The organism is Burkholderia sp. 22088 (assembly GCF_052045915.1).
GTDB lineage: Bacteria > Pseudomonadota > Gammaproteobacteria > Burkholderiales > Burkholderiaceae > Burkholderia > Burkholderia cepacia.
In genome coordinates this window covers 191,773-209,843 of sequence record NZ_JBQEPY010000012.1, presented here as the reverse complement: position 1 = coordinate 209,843, position 18,071 = coordinate 191,773, and the positions used below count along the sequence as shown (strand labels likewise).

General features: G+C 66.4%; 17 protein-coding genes. 12 read left to right on the top strand and 5 right to left on the bottom strand.

Annotated features, from left to right (window positions below; all coding sequences use genetic code 11):
* Nucleotides 1-67: 67 nt before the first annotated feature.
* The gene (locus tag ACTJLD_RS23665; RefSeq protein ID WP_006401494.1) at nt 68-760 is read right to left on the bottom strand and encodes a response regulator; all 693 of its coding nucleotides are present in this window, start codon (nt 758-760) and stop codon (nt 68-70) included.
* Nucleotides 761-882: 122 nt separating this feature from the next.
* On the opposite strand from ACTJLD_RS23665, the gene ACTJLD_RS23660 reads away from it, so the two are divergent.
* Complete coding sequence (locus ACTJLD_RS23660) at nt 883-1,113, top strand: DUF3717 domain-containing protein (RefSeq protein ID WP_021160419.1); 231 nt, start codon at nt 883-885, stop codon at nt 1,111-1,113.
* Nucleotides 1,114-1,205: 92 nt separating this feature from the next.
* Here ACTJLD_RS23660 and ACTJLD_RS23655 read toward each other — a convergent pair whose 3' ends face one another.
* Both ACTJLD_RS23655 and phhA read right to left on the bottom strand, forming a co-directional pair.
* On the bottom strand, nt 1,206-1,583 hold the full coding sequence (locus tag ACTJLD_RS23655; protein ID WP_255221837.1) for a 4a-hydroxytetrahydrobiopterin dehydratase: 378 nt from the start codon (nt 1,581-1,583) through the stop codon (nt 1,206-1,208).
* 65 nt (nt 1,584-1,648) lie between these two features.
* Entirely contained in the window at nt 1,649-2,542 is an 894-nt protein-coding gene (gene phhA / locus ACTJLD_RS23650) for a phenylalanine 4-monooxygenase (protein ID WP_322036769.1), read from the bottom strand.
* A 139-nt stretch (nt 2,543-2,681) separates the two neighbouring features.
* Here phhA and ACTJLD_RS23645 point away from each other — a divergent pair, with 139 nt between their 5' ends.
* The gene (locus ACTJLD_RS23645) at nt 2,682-3,167 is read left to right on the top strand and encodes an Lrp/AsnC family transcriptional regulator (protein WP_006408082.1); all 486 of its coding nucleotides are present in this window, start codon (nt 2,682-2,684) and stop codon (nt 3,165-3,167) included.
* 74 nt (nt 3,168-3,241) lie between these two features.
* On the opposite strand, the gene ACTJLD_RS23640 is transcribed toward ACTJLD_RS23645, so the two are convergent.
* On the bottom strand, nt 3,242-3,775 hold the full coding sequence (locus ACTJLD_RS23640) for a class IV adenylate cyclase (protein WP_027788723.1): 534 nt from the start codon (nt 3,773-3,775) through the stop codon (nt 3,242-3,244).
* A gap of 170 nt (nt 3,776-3,945) precedes the next feature.
* Entirely contained in the window at nt 3,946-4,845 is a 900-nt protein-coding gene (locus ACTJLD_RS23635) for a LysR family transcriptional regulator (RefSeq protein ID WP_060062259.1), read from the bottom strand.
* Between the two features lie 183 nt (nt 4,846-5,028).
* Between ACTJLD_RS23635 and ACTJLD_RS23630 the strand changes: the two genes are divergently transcribed.
* From ACTJLD_RS23630 to ACTJLD_RS23585, 10 genes are all read left to right on the top strand, one after another.
* On the top strand, nt 5,029-6,714 hold the full coding sequence (locus tag ACTJLD_RS23630) for a GMC family oxidoreductase (protein WP_226190546.1): 1,686 nt from the start codon (nt 5,029-5,031) through the stop codon (nt 6,712-6,714).
* A gap of 446 nt (nt 6,715-7,160) precedes the next feature.
* On the top strand, nt 7,161-7,940 hold the full coding sequence (locus ACTJLD_RS23625) for an ABC transporter ATP-binding protein (protein WP_021160426.1): 780 nt from the start codon (nt 7,161-7,163) through the stop codon (nt 7,938-7,940).
* Entirely contained in the window at nt 7,937-8,692 is a 756-nt protein-coding gene (locus tag ACTJLD_RS23620) for an ABC transporter ATP-binding protein (protein WP_021160427.1), read from the top strand. The genes ACTJLD_RS23625 and ACTJLD_RS23620 overlap by 4 nt, the downstream gene beginning before the upstream one ends.
* A 76-nt stretch (nt 8,693-8,768) precedes the next feature.
* Complete coding sequence (locus ACTJLD_RS23615) at nt 8,769-9,968, top strand: ABC transporter substrate-binding protein (RefSeq protein WP_027788720.1); 1,200 nt, start codon at nt 8,769-8,771, stop codon at nt 9,966-9,968.
* A gap of 130 nt (nt 9,969-10,098) precedes the next feature.
* Nucleotides 10,099-10,983 (top strand): branched-chain amino acid ABC transporter permease, encoded by an 885-nt coding sequence (locus ACTJLD_RS23610; RefSeq protein WP_021160429.1) that lies wholly within the window; start codon nt 10,099-10,101, stop codon nt 10,981-10,983.
* The gene (locus ACTJLD_RS23605; RefSeq protein ID WP_059490387.1) at nt 10,983-11,957 is read left to right on the top strand and encodes a branched-chain amino acid ABC transporter permease; all 975 of its coding nucleotides are present in this window, start codon (nt 10,983-10,985) and stop codon (nt 11,955-11,957) included. Before ACTJLD_RS23610 ends, ACTJLD_RS23605 begins: the two co-directional genes overlap by 1 nt.
* 1,128 nt (nt 11,958-13,085) lie before the next feature.
* Nucleotides 13,086-14,243, top strand: a complete 1,158-nt coding sequence (locus ACTJLD_RS23600; RefSeq protein WP_021160432.1) for an ABC transporter substrate-binding protein — start codon at nt 13,086-13,088, stop codon at nt 14,241-14,243.
* Between the two features lie 200 nt (nt 14,244-14,443).
* Nucleotides 14,444-15,499 carry a branched-chain amino acid ABC transporter permease gene (locus tag ACTJLD_RS23595; protein WP_027788718.1) on the top strand — a complete coding sequence of 352 codons (1,056 nt, stop codon included), beginning with the start codon at nt 14,444-14,446 and terminating at the stop codon, nt 15,497-15,499.
* A gap of 4 nt (nt 15,500-15,503) precedes the next feature.
* Nucleotides 15,504-17,288 (top strand): branched-chain amino acid ABC transporter ATP-binding protein/permease, encoded by a 1,785-nt coding sequence (locus ACTJLD_RS23590; protein ID WP_222211340.1) that lies wholly within the window; start codon nt 15,504-15,506, stop codon nt 17,286-17,288.
* Nucleotides 17,288-18,043, top strand: coding sequence for an ABC transporter ATP-binding protein (locus tag ACTJLD_RS23585; RefSeq protein WP_059490317.1), 756 nt, complete (start codon nt 17,288-17,290; stop codon nt 18,041-18,043). The genes ACTJLD_RS23590 and ACTJLD_RS23585 overlap by 1 nt, the downstream gene beginning before the upstream one ends.
* Nucleotides 18,044-18,071: the final 28 nt, after the last annotated feature.

Genomic DNA, 18,071 nt, shown 5'->3' with positions numbered 1-18,071 from the left:
CCGGGCGGCGATGCGGGCAGGGTGGGCGCGCCGGCGGGCCAGGCCGGCCGGTGCGCCGCACCGCCGTTCAGACGCTCGCCGTCTGGCGGATTTCCTGCAGCAGGTAGCCGAAGCCGCGCACCGTGACGATTTCGACGCGGCACTGCTCGAGTTTCTTGCGCACGCGGTGCACGTAGACTTCGATCGCGGTGTCGCCGAGATCGCCGCCGAAGTGCGTGAGGTGATCCTGCAGCTGGGCCTTGCTGACGACGCGGCCGTGACGCAGCAGCAGCATCTCGAGCACCGCGAATTCACGCGGCGACAGTTCGAGCGGCTTGTCGTCGTTGAAGATGCGGCGATCGACGCCCGACAGGCGGACGCCGCCGAGCGACACTTCCGGGCGCGGCATGTCGCTGTGCGGGCCGCTGCGGCGCATCACCGCGCGGATGCGCGCTTCGAGCTCGGCCGGCTCGAACGGCTTGAGCATATAGTCGTCGGCGCCGGAGTTCAGGCCCTGGATCCGGTCGTTCAGCTCGTCGCGTGCGGTCAGCACGATGACGGGCGTGTGGCGGTTGGTCTGGCGGAAGCGCGTGAGCAGCGTCATCCCGTCGATGCCCGGCAGGCCGAGGTCGAGGATCACGAGTTCGTGGCGATTCTGTGCCAGCGCCTGTTCGGCAAAGATGCCGTCATGCACCATGTCGACGGTGAAGCCAGCCTGCTCGAGGCTGCTCTGGATACCGCGTGCGATGGGGCGGTCGTCTTCGATCAGAAGGAGTCGCATGAAGTTCGCTCAAGTACAATGGGTTGGCGGTTCAGGCACGCGGACAGCACGACGCCGTTTCCACAGGGGTGCCGCGACACCTGACATCAAGCATGGCGGCCAGCGAACGATTAAATCCAATCATGTCCGATATTTCGATCAACGACCTAGAAGCCGCGATCAATTTCTGGCGCGCCCGCTCGCCGTCGAGCGGCGACGAACTCAAACTCTGCGAAGAGGCCAGCGCGCTTTCCAAGCCGTATGCGCTGCTGATTGTACAGCGCCAAGGCGCGCTGCAACTGGAAGGTTTGGACCCCAAGGCACGGAATGCGTACGAGACTTACGTGCGCCTTAAGGATGGCTTGGAAAGCTGAAGGCTTTCGCTGACTACATCCTAGAAAACGTTCATCGAAATGAAAAGTTGACGCGCCGCGCATCAAAGGACGCGCGGCGGTAGGGGAAGGTGTCAGGCGGCCGGTTTCGCGTGCGCGCCGGCAAGGTCGATGAAAAGCGCCAGTTCGATGTCGCGTTCGGTCAGGCCGTCGGCGTCGTGGGTCGACAGCGTGATGTCGACGCGGTTGTACACGTTGAACCATTCCGGATGGTGGTTCATTTCCTGCGCCTTGATCGCGACGCGCGTCATGAAGCCGAAGGCTTCGTTGAAATCGGCGAAGCGCAGGCTGCGCTGGATCGCGTCGCGGCCCGGTACGGCCGACCAGAGCGGCAGGCCTTCGAGCCGGGTCTTGCGTTCTTCTGATGTGAGCTTGTGGATCATCTTGCACCTCTCGTTCGGTAACGGCGCCCGCGCGCGGCTGCGCCGCGCGACGAAGCCGGCACCGGTCATTGTTTCATAGTTGTGGGACGGCCATCCGGGGACGGCCATCCGGCGACCATCGGCGCGTTCGCGGGTTACGCGTCGGCGTCGTCGGGCCAGCCTTCGCCGGTGCCGCGATGCAGCACGCGATCGGTGTCGAGCACCGCGCCGGCCGCGAACTCGGGCAGCGCCGCCAGCCGGTCGGCCAGCGCGCGGCCGTCGACGTCGGCGAGCGCGAACAGTTGCGCGAAATCGTCGATCACGAAGTAGGTCTTCTGGAACGTGTCGATCCGGTACTTCGTGCGCATCACGCGCTCGAGGTCGAAGCCGAGCCGGTTCGGCGCCGCGCTTTCGAGGCTGTACAGGCTTTCGCCCTTGCTCGATACGATCCCGGCGCCGTAGATCGACAGGCCGTTCGTGCCGCGCGAATCGCGGATCAACCCGAATTCCACCGTATACCAATAGAGTCGCGCGAGCCGCGCCAGCGCCGCTTCGTCGTCGGCGACCGCGAGCGCGGTGCGGCCGTACGCCTGCATGTAGTCGGCGAACACCGGGTCGATCAGCAGCGGCACGTGGCCGAAGAGATCGTGGAAGCAGTCGGGTTCCTGCAGGTAGTCGAGCTGGTCGGGGCGGCGCATCCACCAGGTGACCGGGAAGCGCCGGTTCGCGAGATGCTCGAAGAACACGCGGTCGGGCACGAGGCCCGGCACGGCGACGATCTCCCAGCCCGTTGCCGGCTTCAGCTGGCGGTTCACGTCGGCGAACGACGGCACGCGATCGGCCGGCAGGTCGATCTTCCCGAGCCCCGCGACGAACGCGTCGCACGCGCGCCCGCGCAGCAGCGCCGACTGGCGTGCATAGAGCTGCTTCCACACCGCGTGGTCGACCTGGCCGTATCGCGCGAGCGGCTGGTCGATGGTGAAATCGGCGCGGGTTTCGAGGCCCGCATCGAACTGCTCCTGCAGTTTCGCGGTGACGACGGTGGACATGATCTGGCTCTGCACGCGGCGGTTGTGAACCATGCAAGTGTAGAGCGGGCTGCGCGCGGAATGGGCGCAATATTGGCGTTGATTCGCACGATGATGCGATAATCGCGCATCAAATCAAGGATCAATGCGGAGAATGCTCATGCTGGAACTCGATCACTTCGATCTCGCGCTGCTGGACGTGCTGCAGCGCTTTGGCCGCGCGACGCATCAGCAGCTCGGCGAGGAGGTGCCGCTGTCGCCGTCGCAGATCGGCCGGCGGCTGCAGCGGCTCGAGGCGGCCGGCGTGATCGAAGGCTACCGCGTGATGCTCCGGCCCGAAAAGCTCGGGCTCGGCGTCACCGCGTTCACGAGCCTCAAGCTCAAGCACCACGGCGATTCGATCATCGAGCAGTTCCAGCAGCAGATCGACGTGCTGCCCGAAGTGCTCGAATGCCATGCGGTGGTGGGCGACGCGGACTACCTGCTGCGGATCGTTGCGCCCGACCTGAACGCGCTGTCGCAGTTCGTGATGAAGAAGCTGATGCGCGTGCCGGGCGTCGACAGTGTGCGCTCGAACATCGTGCTGACGACCTTCAAGCGCAACGGCGCGCTGCCGCTCGCGCACCTGGCGCCCGGCGCGGCCTGACACGGCGGCAGGGCGGCGACGGCGCGGCAGGGCCGAAGGCGGCGCGGGTTGCGCTGCCCCGGGGCGGGGCCGGATCAGGCCGCTTCGTGCTGCGTGTCGGCGTTCAGCAGGTCGACGTATGCGACCGCGACGAGATCGTCCGGCGACACGCCGAGCTTCGCGAACACGTCGTGCGCTTCGGCTTCGCCGCCTGCTTCGTCGTCGTCGGGGCCGAGCACGACTTCCAGTTCGATGAAATCGCCGAGGCCGTCGACGCGGTCGAGATGGATGCGCGTGCGGCCCGCCAGGTACACGTGCCGTTCCTTCGTCACGATCCCGCGCGTGGTCAGCGCGGTGGCGAGCAGCGCGTGCATCGCGTCGGGGTTCGTCACCGGGCTGCGCGTGTAGTACGACGCCTTCGGGCCGTCGCGGTCGTCGCGCTGGTAGAAGATCAGTTCGGCCGGCGTGCCGTCCTCGAAGCGGCGCAGCTTCAGCCGGCCGCGCGGCACGTCGTAGAAGAAATCCTGCTGGCGATAGAAGAGCGGCGCTTCGGTCGCGAGTTTGGCCGCCTGTTCGCGCAGCTGGTCGAATTCGCGGGCGCGGGCTTTGATCTCGATGTTGCGGGCCATGCGGGTCTCCTTCAATCGGGGTCTCGCGGTGTGCGAACGCACAATCTAGCAAAAACGTGGAGACGGTGGCGTGACGGCGGGGGCGGGGTGCGGCGTGATGACGCGTGTCGTGCCCGGCAACGGGATGCCCGACGCCCGACGCCCGGCACGCGCACTTTCATCAGCACCGCTCATATCGCCCACTGCGCTTCGATCAGCCGCAGCGCCGCCGCGATCGCCGGTTCGTCGCGCCGCTCGGCGAGCGTCACGAAGGTGAGCTCGGTCGGCACCGTCACGCGTTCGACGATCGTCAGCGCATGCGCGTGCGCTTCGGCCAGCGCGGTCGAATCGCGCGCGAGCGTCAATCCGATGCCCGATTTGACGAGATCGAGCATCGACTGCTCCTGGTCGACCTCGGCAACCTTGAGCGGCTGCGCGCCGGCGTCGGCGAAGCGCCGCGACAGCAGCCGGTGGTGCGCGGATGCCGGCGGCGTCCAGATCCACGGCAGCGTGGCAAGCGAGCGCCAGTCGTTCACGCGCTGTACGCGCTCCTTCCAGCCGGCCGGCGCGAGCACGCGGTACTCGAAATGCGTGAGCGTGACGGTGTGGAACAGTGCGCCGTCGAGCGGATCGTCCTCGCCCGGCCGGCCGATGTAATAGCCGACGTCGAGCGCCTGCGTGCGCACCTGTTCGATGACCCACCCCGACATCCCGTGCCGCAGCGCCGTTTCGATCTGCGGATGGGTTTCGACGAGCGCGCGCAGGAAGCCGCCGAGCCGCAGGAAGCCCGGATCGAGGATCGTGCCGATCCGCAGCCGGCCGCGCACCTCGTGCCGCAGCGCAGCAGCGGCGCGCTGCACGTCGGCGGCCGCGGCGAGCGCGCGTTCCGCATGCGGCAGCAGGGTCTGGCCGTCGCGCGTGAGCGCGAGCCCGCGCGACGTGCGCGTAAACAGCGTGACGCCGAGCGTTTCCTGCAGATGCTTGATCTGCAGGCTGACGGCCGGCTGCGTCAGGTGCAGCTGCACGGCGGCGCGTGTCAGGTTGCCTTCGCGTGCGACCGTCGCGAACGCACGGAGCAGGGTGAGATCCATCGTCGTGATATGAGCGCGGCTTATAACGCAGTTCAGCATAACTCATTGGATCGGCAGCCGGCGGCGGGAGTACGCTTCATCGGTCGTGTCGCGCGGCCGCCAGCGCGGGCCGCGACGCACTATGCTGAAAATGCGCGCGGCACCGCGCCGCGCGGCGCACAACAACGAAGAAGGGGACACGCCGTGAGTACTCCACGCACGCTCGAAGGCGAATTCGACTACGTGATCGTCGGTGCGGGCACCGCAGGCTGCGTGCTCGCGAACCGCCTGACCGAGGATCCCGACATCCGCGTGCTGCTGCTCGAAGCAGGCGGCAAGGACGACTATCACTGGATCCACATCCCGGTCGGCTACCTGTATTGCATCGGCAACCCGCGCACCGACTGGCTGTACAAGACCCAACCCGAAGCGGCGCTCAACGGCCGGGCGCTGTCGTATCCGCGCGGCCGCGTGCTCGGCGGCTGCTCGTCGATCAACGGGATGATCTACATGCGCGGCCAGCGCGAGGATTACGACAGCTGGGCGCAGGAAACCGGCGACGCCGGCTGGTCGTGGGACAGCGTGCTGCCGATCTTCAAGCGCAGCGAGGACCACCATGCGGGCGCGAGCGACGCACACGGCGCGGGCGGTTACTGGCGCGTCGAGAAGCAGCGGCTGCGCTGGGAGATCCTCGAATCGTTCGCGCAGGCCGCGCAGCAGACGGGCATCCCGGCAACCGACGACTTCAACCGCGGCGACAATTCCGGGGTCGGTTATTTCGAGGTGAACCAGAAGCGCGGCGTGCGCTGGAATACGTCGAAGGCGTTCCTGCGGCCCGCGATGGCGCGCCCGAACCTGACCGTGATCACCGGCGCGCACGCGCAGCGCGTGATTTTCGACGGGCGGCGCGCGGTCGGTGTCGAATATCGCGGCGGCGGCACCGATTACGTTGCGCGGGCGCGCTCGGAGGTGCTGCTGACATCCGGCGCCGTGAATTCGCCGCAGCTGCTCGAACTGTCGGGCATCGGCGACGGCCGGCGGCTGCAGGCGCTCGGCATCGACGTCGTGCAGGATCTGCCGGGCGTCGGCGAAAACCTGCAGGATCACCTGCAATTGCGGATGGCGTTTCGCGTCGAAGGCGTGCGCACGCTCAACACGCTGTCCGCGCACTGGTGGGGCAAGCTGATGATCGGCGCGGAATATGCGTTGCTGCAGCGCGGGCCGATGTCGATGGCGCCGTCGCAGCTCGGCGCATTCGCGAAATCCGATCCCGACGATCCGGCACTCACGCGCCCCGATCTCGAATACCACGTGCAGCCGCTGTCGCTCGAACGTTTCGGCGAGCCGCTGCACAGCTTCAATGCATTTACGGCGTCCGTGTGCCATCTGCGGCCGACGTCGCGCGGCAGCGTGCATGTCGTGAGCGCCGATCCGGGTGTCGCACCCGCAATCGCGCCGAACTATCTGTCGACCGACCACGATCGCCACGTCGCCGCGAACGCGTTGCGCCTCACGCGCCGGATCGCGTCCGCGCCGGCGCTCGCGCGTTATCGGCCCGAGGAAATCCTGCCCGGCACGCAGTACCGCAGCGAAGCCGAGCTGATCGACGCGGCGGGCGCCGTCGGCACGACGATCTTCCACCCGGTCGGCACCTGCCGGATGGGGCGGGCCGACGACGAGCATGCGGTTGTCGACAGCCGGCTGCGCGTACGCGGCATCGCCGGGCTGCGGATCGTCGATGCGTCGGTGATGCCCTTCATTACATCGGGCAATACCAATTCGCCGACGCTGATGATCGCCGAGCGCGCGAGCGACATGATCCGTGCCGATCGCCGCGCGGCGCGCGAAGCGACGCCGGTGCGAACGGAGCCCGCGGCGACGGCCGCGTGACGGAACGCTGACACGCACGACAGCGGGCCGTCATGATGACGCCCGCTGATTCGATATGCGAAACAAGCTGCCGGTGCCGATCGTGTCGATTGGGTCGCTTCACCGGCAAGATCCATGCAAGCCGTGCAGCCGCACGGCTTTCCTGTTGCGTGCCTGCCGCGCGTGCGAAGACGCAACGGTCGATGATGCACGTGTCAAAAAAACGTGGCGAAAAACCGAGCACAACCGCACGCGACATGGCGGCCAGCCCTATAAGTGCAAATCCCGATGATTGCACTGCACCAACGGCGAGACAATGTGGCGCAGTGTGCATACGCGTCGGCGCGGGAGACCACCCTCGAGGCGTAACACGGCGCCCGGGGCAGCCTGCTCATCCGCTGACGTGTTTCGCGGCCGCTTCGCGCGAATCTTCCCGGTGCTTCGCCTGACTTCGTATGGAAGGGAACATGATTCTCGGCGACACGATTCTGGAAACACGCGGACTGACCAAGGAATTCAGGGGTTTCACGGCCGTCAACGGCGTGAACCTGCGTGTGCGTCGCGGTGCGATCCATGCGTTGATCGGACCGAACGGCGCAGGCAAGACGACCTGCTTCAACCTCCTCACCAAATTCCTGACGCCGACGGCCGGGCAGATCGTCTTCAACGGGATCGACATCACCGACGAGCGGCCCGCGCAGGTCGCGCGGCGCGGCATCATCCGTTCGTTCCAGATCTCGGCCGTCTTTCCGCACCTGACCGCATTGCAGAACGTGCGCATCGGCCTGCAGCGCGCGCTCGGCACCGAATTCCATTTCTGGCGCAGCGAACGCACGCTCAAGCGGCTCGACGACCGTGCGATGGATCTGCTCACGCAGGTCGGCCTCACCGATTTCGCGCAGGTGCCGACCGTCGAACTCGCATACGGCCGCAAGCGCGCGCTGGAGATCGCGACCACGCTCGCGATGGAGCCCGAGCTGATGCTGCTCGACGAGCCCACGCAAGGGATGGGCCACGAGGACGTCGATCGCGTGACCGCACTGATCAAGAAGGTCGCGAGCGGCCGCACGATCCTGATGGTCGAGCACAACATGAACGTGATCGCGGGCATCTCCGACACGATCACCGTCCTGCAACGCGGCGAGGTGCTGGCCGAAGGCTCGTATGCGGAAGTGTCGAAGAATCCGCTCGTCATCGAGGCCTACATGGGCAGCGCCGACGCGGCGCTCGCGGGGGCGCACGCATGAAGCACAGCGAACGGGAGGAACGCGAATTGAGCGGCGTCGAAAGCGGTACGCCCGCGCTGGAGATTACGGGCCTGGAGGCCTGGTACGGGGAATCCCACATATTGCACGGTGTCGACCTGACGGTGCATCGCGGCGAGGTCGTCACGCTGCTCGGCCGCAACGGCGCAGGCCGCACGACGACGCTGCGCGCGATCATGGGCCTCACGGGTCGCCGCAGCGGGTCGATCAAGGTTGCGGGCAACGAGACGATCGGCCTCGCGACACACCGCATCGCGCATTTCGGTGTCGGCTACTGCCCGGAGGAGCGCGGGATCTTCTCGAGCCTGTCGTGCGAGGAGAACCTGATGCTGCCGCCGCCGATCGGGCCGCGCGATCACGCGATGTCGATCGACGAGATCTACACGATGTTTCCGAACCTCGCATCGCGCCGGCAGAGCCAGGGCACGCGGCTGTCCGGCGGCGAGCAGCAGATGCTCGCGGTCGCGCGGATCCTGCGCACCGGCGCGAACCTGCTGCTGCTCGACGAGATCTCCGAAGGCCTCGCGCCGGTAATCGTGCAGTCGCTGGCGCGGATGATCGTCGCGCTGAAGGCGCGCGGCTACACGATCGTGATGGTCGAACAGAATTTCCGCTTCGCGGCGCCGCTCGCCGACCGGTTCTACGTGATGGAGCACGGCAGCATCGTCGAACATTTCCAGGCGGCCGAACTGGAAAGCAAGATGCCGACCCTGCACGACCTGCTCGGGGTGTGACGCCGCCCCGTCTCTTTCGCCGCTAGCCGTGGCGGCTTCGAACAACCACAACGCATCAGAACAACAGGAGACGTCAATGAAAATGAAGACCCTCGCACACGCCTGTCTCGCGCTCGCGGCGGCCGCGTTCACCACCGGCGCCGCGCAGGCCGCGGATACCGTGAAGATCGGCTTCATCACCGACATGTCGGGGCTTTACGCGGACATCGACGGGCAGGGCGGCCTCGAGGCGATCCGCATGGCGGTCGCCGATTTCGGCGGCAAGGTGCTCGGCAAGCCGATCGAGGTCGTCTATGCCGATCACCAGAACAAGGCCGACATCGCCGCGTCGAAGGCGCGTGAATGGATGGACCGCGGCGGGCTCGACCTGCTGGTCGGCGGCACGAACTCCGCCACCGCGCTGTCGATGAACCAGGTCGCGGCCGAGAAGAAGAAGGTCTACATCAACATCGGCGCGGGCGCCGACACGCTGACGAACGAGCAGTGCACGCCGTACACGGTGCACTACGCATACGACACGATGGCGCTCGCGAAGGGCACCGGTTCGGCGGTGGTGAAGCAGGGCGGCAAGAGCTGGTTCTTCCTGACCGCCGACTACGCGTTCGGCAAGGCGCTCGAGAAGAACACGTCGGACGTCGTGAAGGCGAACGGCGGGCAGGTGCTCGGCGCGGTGCGTCACCCGCTGTCCGCGTCGGATTTCTCGTCGTTCCTGCTGCAGGCGCAGGCGTCGAAGGCGCAGATCCTCGGGCTCGCGAACGCGGGCGGCGACACGATCAACTCGATCAAGGCCGCGAAGGAGTTCGGCATCACGAAGACGATGAAGCTCGCCGCGCTGCTGATGTTCATCGACGACGTGCACAGCCTCGGCCTCGAGACGACGCAGGGCCTTGTGCTGACCGACAGCTGGTACTGGAACCGCGATGCGGCGTCGCGCCAGTGGGCGCAACGCTACTTCGGCAAGATGAAGAAGATGCCGTCGAGCCTGCAGGCGGCCGACTACTCGTCGGTGACGACCTACCTGAAGGCGGTCCAGGCTGCCGGCACGACCGATTCCGACAAGGTGATGGCCGAGCTGAAGAAGATCAAGATCAACGACTTCTACGCGAAGGGCTACATCCGCACGGACGGCAGCATGATCCACGACATGTACCTGATGGAAGTGAAGAAGCCTGCTGAATCGAAGGAGCCGTGGGATTACTACAAGGTGCTCGCGACGATTCCGGGCGAACAGGCGTTCGGGACCAAGCAGGAATCGCGCTGCGCGTTGTGGAAGTAAGCGGGGCTTGGCGGCGCGCGAGTTGCGCGCCGCACGGTGGCGGCCGCAGCGATGTGCCCCGCTGCGCCGCCCGCGTGCGCATCCCGAGAAGGTTGCGCGCGCAACGAAACTCATACTGACGGCTAAGTCGATGGAAATCTTTGGCATTCCGTTGCCGGCGATGCTGAGCCAGTTGCTGCTCGGGCTCGTCAACGGCTCGTTCTACGCGATCCTGAGCCTCGGGCTCGCGGTGATCTTCGGGCTGCTCAACGTGATCAACTTCGCGCACGGCGCGCTGTTCATGCTGGGCGCGATGCTCGCGTGGATGGGCCTGTCGTACTTCGGGCTGCCGTACTGGGCGATGCTCGTGATCGCGCCGCTGGTCGTCGGTGCGTTCGGGATCCTGATCGAGCGCTCGATGCTGCGCTGGCTGTACAAGCTCGATCACCTGTACGGGCTGCTGCTCACGTTCGGGCTCACGCTGGTCGTCGAAGGCGTGTTCCGGTCGATCTACGGCTCGTCCGGCCAGCCGTACGACGTGCCGTCGCAGCTGTCCGGCGCCACCAACCTCGGCTTCATGTTCCTGCCGAACTACCGCGCGTGGGTGGTCGTCGCGTCGCTCGCGGTGTGTCTCGTGACCTGGTTCGTGATCGAGAAGACGCGCCTGGGCGCCTACCTGCGCGCGGGCACCGAGAACCCGAAGCTCGTCGAGGCATTCGGCGTGAACGTGCCGATGATGATCACGCTCACGTACGGCTTCGGCGTCGCGCTCGCGGCGTTCGCGGGCGTGCTGGCCGCGCCGGTGATCCAGGTGTCGCCGCTGATGGGCCAGCCGATGATCATCACCGTGTTCGCGGTGGTCGTGATCGGCGGGATGGGGTCGATCCTCGGCTCGATCGTCACGGGCCTGATGCTCGGCGTGATCGAGGGTTTCACGCGCGTGTTCTACCCCGAAGCGTCGGCCACCGTCGTGTTCGTGATCATGGCGATCGTGCTGCTGTTCCGCCCGGCGGGCCTCTTCGGCAAGGAAAAATGATGCAGAGAAAAGTGCTCTACGGCGTGCTGCTTGCCGCACTGCTCGCCGCGCCGTTCATCGGCGCGTACCCGGTGTTCGTGATGAAGGTGCTCACGTTCGCGCTGTTCGCGGCCGCATTCAACCTGCTGATCGGCTATACGGGGCTGCTGTCGTTCGGTCATGCGATGTTCCTCGCGACCGCCGGTTATGCGACCGGTTATTCGATGCAGACGCTCGGCTTCACGCCGGAACTCGGGGTGCTCGTCGGCACCGTTGCCGCGACGCTGCTCGGGCTCGTCGTCGGGCTGTTCGCGATCCGCCGGCAGGGCATCTACTTCGCGATGATCACGCTCGCGTTCGCGCAGATGGTCTATTTCATCTACCTGCAGGCGCCGTTCACGCACGGCGAAGACGGGTTGCAGGGCGTGCCGCGCGGTCACCTGTTCGGGCTGCTCGACCTGTCGAACGACGTCGCGCTGTACTACGTCGTGGTGGCGGTGGTCGTTGCCGCGTGCGCGTTCATCGTGCGGGTCGTGCATTCGCCGTTCGGCCAGGTGCTCGTCGCGATCAAGGAGAACGAGGCGCGCGCGATCTCGCTCGGCTACGACACCGACCGTTTCAAGCTGCTCGCGTTCATCCTGTCGGCGGGCATCGCGGGGCTGGCCGGCTCGCTGAAGGTGCTCGTGCTCGGCTTCGAGACGCTGTCGGACGCGTACTGGACGATGTCGGGCCTGGTCGTGCTGATGACGCTCGTCGGCGGCATGGGCACGCTGTTCGGGCCGCTGCTCGGCGCGGCGCTGATCGTCGCGCTCGAAGACCGGCTCGGCGACATCGGCGAATGGCTCGCATCGGCGACGGGCGTCGCGTGGTTCCATTCGCTCGGCGAATCGGCGACGATCGTCACGGGGCTGATCTTCATCGTGTGCGTGCTCGCGTTCCGGCGCGGCATCGTCGGCGAGATGGTCGCGCGGATCAAGCCGCTCAGGGCCTCCTGAGCGCATGCCGCGCACGTCGCCGCCGGTTGATGCGAAGCACCATCCGGCATGCGCGTGAAGCGCGTCGCAGCGCGCTCGGGGCGGCACCGCGCGGCTGGCTGCTGCCCCATTTTCGTGCGGCGATGCACCATAGGGGTAAATGCTAAGTTGCCGTGGTGCTTAAGCCTCTTTAAGATTCACCCTAGTTCTGATGCACCGCGAAACGAATTTGCAGGTGGAGAACGAGGAGACAATCGAGGCACAAAGTGCCCGGACCCTAAAGCGCTGTTGGACGGAATCCAACAGCGCTTTTTCATTTGGTGCACGAATTTTCATCGATGGTGCAGGCGAACCGCGCTGCGTTCCGCGCGCCCGTGTTCTGCCTCGCGTCACTCGCGCGTCATCCCGTCCCCCCGATTTCATCCGTTCCTGCCGGTCGATCGCCGCCGGCGCGCAGCCGTGTGCATGCCGTCCGGGCTTACCCGGTTGGCGTGCGCAAAAAGCGTCCGTTACACTCAGCTTTCGCCGACCGTGCGGTCGGGAAAACGGTCGGCAGTTCTCCTACAAGCAAAATGCAGAAGAGGGAGTGCGGTTGGATGAGAAGCGCGGGACGAAGGATCGGGGCGGGAGGGGCGGCTGGCGCCGCTCGTTCGGGGGCGGACGTGCATCGGTATGCCCCGGCTTTCACGAGCCGCTCTGCGGCCGGCATGTGCGTTCCGATGCAATTTGCCGGCACGATGGTCTGTCCGGTCGTTGCGTTCGCATTCGATGCGTCGTTCGCATTCGCATGAACGGCCGTTTTTCCGATCCTGCATTGCCCGCGCATGGAGCCGTATCAGGCCCGCCGGCCGACCTTCCGGCGATCGTTGCGCCCGCATCGATCGCGTTTCGCACAGCGCCGCTTTTCTCCGTTTCCTTCATCCTGACGACATTGCCGCCGCGCATCGTGGCGGTCGAACGACCGTTTCGGCACGCGCTGCGGCGCGTGCATGTGCGGTATCGCCGGGGCTCGATGGCGGCGCCGGCGTTTCACGGGAAAACGAGTGTAGGCGGGGCAAGGCGAGATAGTTAAATTATTAACTTGTTTGGAGACCGGGAGCCGCCCGAGCGACCCGTGGCTTTTTCGAGCAGCGTTTGGAGACGACATAAATGAAGATGAATCGATGGATGGAAGTTCTGCTTGCCGCGGGCCTCGTGTGCGCGGCCGCCACGGCGTCGGCGCAGGTGAAGATCGGCGTGACGCTGTCGGCCACCGGGCCGGCCGCGTCGCTCGGGATTCCGGAAAAGAACACGATCGCGCTGCTGCCGAAGGAAATCGCCGGCAAGAGCGTGCAGTACATCGTGCTCGACGACGCATCCGACACGAGCCGCGCGGTGCAGAACGTGCGCAAGCTGATCGACGAGGATCACGTCGACGCGATCATCGGTTCGTCCGTCACGCCGAACTCGCTCGCGATGCTCGATCCCGTGTCGCAGGGCAAGACGCCGACGATCTCGCTCGCGGCGAGCGCGCAGATCATCTCGCCGATGGATGCGAAGCGCGCCTGGATGTTCAAGGTGCCGCAGAACGACCAGCTGATGGCCGACGCGATCGCCGGCTACATGGCGAAGCACGGCGTGAAGACGGTCGGCTTCATCGGCTTCGCCGATGCGTACGGCGACAGCTGGTACAACACGTTCAACGCGGCGGCCGCGAAGAACGGCCTGAAGGTCGTGTCGAACGAGCGCTTCAACCGTACCGACGCGTCGGTGATGGGGCAGGTGCTGAAGCTGATGGGCTCGAATCCGGATGCGGTGCTGATCGCCGGCTCGGGCACGCCGGCGGCGCTGCCGGCGAAGACGCTGAAGGAGCGCGGCTACAAGGGCAAGGTGTACCAGACGCACGGCGTCGCGAACAACGACTTCCTGCGTGTGTGCGGCAAGGACTGCGAAGGCGAGATCCTGCCGGCCGGCCCGGTGCTCGTGACCGACCAGCTGCCCGATTCGAATCCGGTGAAGAAGCCGGCGCTCGGGTACAAGGCCGCGTACGAGAAGGCCTACGGCGCGGGCTCGCTGGCGACGTTCGGCGGCCATGCGTGGGATGCGGGGCTGCTGCTGCAGCGCGCGATTCCGGAAGCGCTGAAGAAGGGCCAGCCGGGCACCGAGGCGTTCCGCGAAGCGCTGCGCGCGTCGCTCGAAAGCGTGAAGGACCTGCCCGTGTCGCACGGCGTGATCAACATGACGCCGACCGATCACAACGGCTTCGATACGCGTGCACGCGTGATGGTGCAGATCGTCGACGGCAAGTGGAAGCTGCAGGCCGAGTAAGCATCACGTGAAACCGGCGTGCGCGGCGCGAACGGCGCCGTGCGTGCCGTCGGCAGGGTGCGCGGCCCGACGGGTCGCGCCCATGCCGCCTGGAACCGCCGGGGCCCGTCGCCGGGTGCCTGCGCACCGGTCTTGCCGTCCGCGCGCCCCGGCCGTTTCCGTCTTTCGTTTCTCCGCAGCATTCTCGATACACGAAACGTATGGATCTCTCGATTGCAGCGATCCTCGCGCAAGACGGCATCACGACCGGCGCCATATATGCATTGCTGTCGCTGGCGCTCGTGCTGGTGTTTTCCGTCACGCGGGTGATCTTCATTCCCCAGGGCGAATTCGTCGCCTACGGTGCGCTGACGCTTGCCGCGTTGCAGGCGCAGAAATTTCCCGCCACCTGCTGGCTGTTGTTCGTGATGGGCATCGCGTGCTTCCTGCTCGAAGTCGGCGGCCTGATCCGGCATCGCGAACGTCGCCATCAGCTCGGCCGCACACTCGCGACACTCGGCAGCCGCTACGTCCTGCTGCCGCTCGCGGTGTTCGCGATCACGCGCAGCTTTGCCGCGCAGCCGCTGCCAATGCTCGCGCAGATCGCGCTGACGCTTGCGATCGTCGTGCCGATGGGGCCGTTCGTCTACCGGCTCGTGTACCAGCCGATCGCCGAAGGCACGACGCTGCTGCTGCTGATCGTGTCGGTCGCCGTCCACTTCGCGATGGTCGGCCTCGGGCTCGTGATGTTCGGCGCGGAAGGTTCGCGCACCAACGGGTTCTCGGATGCGTCGCTCGCGATCGGCAGCATGACTGTGTCGGTGCAGAGCATCCTGGTCGTCGTGACGGCACTCGTGCTGATCGGTGCGCTCTACGTGTACTTCGGCCGCACGATCGCCGGCAAGGCGCTGCGCGCGACGTCGGTGAACCGGCTCGGCGCGCGGCTCGTCGGCATCGGCACGACCGAGGCAGGGCGGCTCGCGTTCACGTTCGCGGCGGGGCTCGGCGTGCTGTCCGGGATCCTCGTCGGCCCGCTGACGACGATCTACTACGACTCGGGCTTCCTGATCGGCCTGAAGGGTTTCGTCGGCGCGATCATCGGCGGGCTCGTCAGCTATCCGCTCGCGGCCGCCGGCTCGCTGCTCGTCGGCGTGCTCGAATCGTATTCGTCGTTCTGGGCGAGCGCGTACAAGGAGGTGATCGTGTTCACGCTGATCATTCCGGTGCTGCTGTGGCGGAGCTTCGCGACGCCGCACGCGGAAGAGGAAGAGGAGTGACACGATGAAGACGATGGTACGCAACAAGACCTTCTGGGTGTTTCTCGTGGTGCTGTTCGCGCTGCCGGTGCTGCCTGGTGCGCTGCAGGTGCCCGAATACTGGATCACGCTGCTGAACTACATCGGCCTCTACGCGATCGTCGCGATCGGGCTCGTGCTGCTGACGGGCGTCGGCGGGATGACGAGCTTCGGGCAGGCCGCGTTCGTCGGCATCGGCGCCTATGCGACCGCGTTCCTGACGACGCGATACGGCGTGTCGCCGTGGCTCGCGCTGATCGTCGGCGTCGTACTGACGGCGCTCGTCGCGCTCGTGCTCGGCGCGGTCACGATGCGGCTGTCCGGCCACTTCCTGCCGCTCGGCACGATCGCGTGGGGCCTTGCGCTGTTCTACCTGTTCGGCAACCTCGAACTGCTCGGCAAGTACGACGGCATCAACGGGATTCCGGCACTGAACCTGTTCGGCGTCGAGCTTGGAAGCGGGCGCAGCCTGTATTTCCTGATCTGGGCCGTCGTGCTGGCTGCGATCGTGTCGGTGCAGAACCTGCTGAACAGCCGCCCGGGCCGTGCGATCCGCGCGCTGCGCGGCGGCGGCGTGATGGCCGAGGCGATGGGCGTGAATACCGCGTGGATGCGCGTCGTGATCTTCGTCTATGCGGCCGTGCTCGCGGCCGTATCGGGCTTCCTGTACGCGCACCTGCAGCGCGCGGTGAACCCGACGCCGTTCGGGCTGAACCACGGGATCGAGTTCCTGTTTATGGCCGTGGTCGGCGGCGTGTCGCACGTGTGGGGCGCGGTGCTCGGCGCGGCGATCCTGACCGTGCTGCAGGACTATCTGCAGACGCTGCTGCCGAAGCTGCTCGGCTCGGAAGGCAACTTCGAGATCATCGTGTTCGGCGTGCTGATGGTGCTGCTGCTGCAGTACGCGCGTCAGGGCGTGTGGCCGTTCGTCGCGAGGCTGTTCCCGCGTGGGCCGCGCGCGCATGTGCCCGAGCACGCGGATCCGTTGCCGCAACGCGCGAAGCCGACGGCCGGCGAGCCGCTGCTCGTCGTCGACAACGCGCGCAAGCAGTTCGGCGGGCTCGTGGCCGTCAACGACGTCAGCTTCGACGTGAAAGCGGGGCAGATCATCGGGCTGATCGGCCCGAACGGCGCCGGCAAGTCGACCACGTTCAACCTCGTGACGGGTGTGCTGAAGCCGACGGGCGGCACGATCACATTCCGTGGCGAGCGTATCGACGGGCTCACATCGCGCCAGATCGTCCGCCGCGGCATCGGCCGGACGTTCCAGCACGTGAAGCTGTTGCCGGCGATGACGGTGCTCGAGAACGTCGCGATCGGTGCGCACCTGCGTGGCCGTACGGGCGTGTGGCGCAGCGTCGCGCGGCTCAATGCACATGAGGAAGCGCAGCTGCTGGCTGAGGCCGCACGCCAGATCCGCCGCGTCGGGCTTGAAAAGCACATGTACGACGAAGCGGGCAGCCTCGCGCTGGGGCAGCAGCGGATTCTCGAAATCGCGCGGGCGCTGTGCTGCGATCCGACGCTGCTGCTGCTCGACGAGCCGGCCGCCGGGCTGCGTTACCAGGAGAAGCAGCAACTCGCCGATCTGCTGCGACGGCTGAAGGCGGAAGGCATGAGCGTGTTGCTCGTGGAACACGACATGGATTTCGTGATGAATCTCACCGACCGTTTGGTGGTGATGGAGTTCGGCACGCGGATCGCGGAAGGACTGCCGCAAGACGTGCAGCAGGATCCGGCGGTGCTGGAAGCGTATCTGGGCGGGGTGGAGTGATGACGGACACGACGATGCCGATTCTCGAAGTGCGCGGGCTGGCGGTCCGGTACGGGAAGGTGGAGGCGCTGCACGGCGCGGCGATCAAGGTTGGCGCGGGGCAGATCGTCAGCGTGATCGGCCCGAACGGCGCCGGCAAATCGACGCTGCTGAACGCGATCATGGGCGCGCTGCCGGTGACCGGGCATGCATCGGGTGCGATCGTGTACCGCGGGCACGACGTCGGCGCATTGCCGGTCGAACAGCGCGTCGCACGCGGGATGTGCCTCGTACCGGAAAAGCGTGAGCTGTTCAGCACGATGACGGTCGAAGACAACCTCGTATTGGGCGCGTATCGGCGCAAGCAGGCCGGTGAAGCGAACTTCCTCGACCAGCTCGATCATGTGTTCGCCCTGTTTCCGCGGCTGAAGGAGCGCCGCAAGCAGGCGGCCGGCACGCTATCCGGCGGCGAGCGGCAGATGCTTGCGGTTGGACGCGCACTGATGGGCAAGCCCGATCTGCTGATGCTCGACGAGCCGAGCCTCGGGCTGGCGCCGCTGATCGTGAAGGAGATTTTTCATATCATCAGCGCGTTGCGCGGTACGGGCGTGGCGACACTGCTGATCGAGCAGAACGCCCGGGCTGCACTGCAGATCTCCGATTACGGCTATGTGCTGGAGACAGGCGAATTTGCGCTGGAAGGGCCGGCGGCCGAACTCGCGCAGAATCCACGCGTGATCGAGACGTACCTCGGGCTGGCGAAGAAAACGGCCTGATCGGTGGCGTGATGGGCGGGAAACGGGC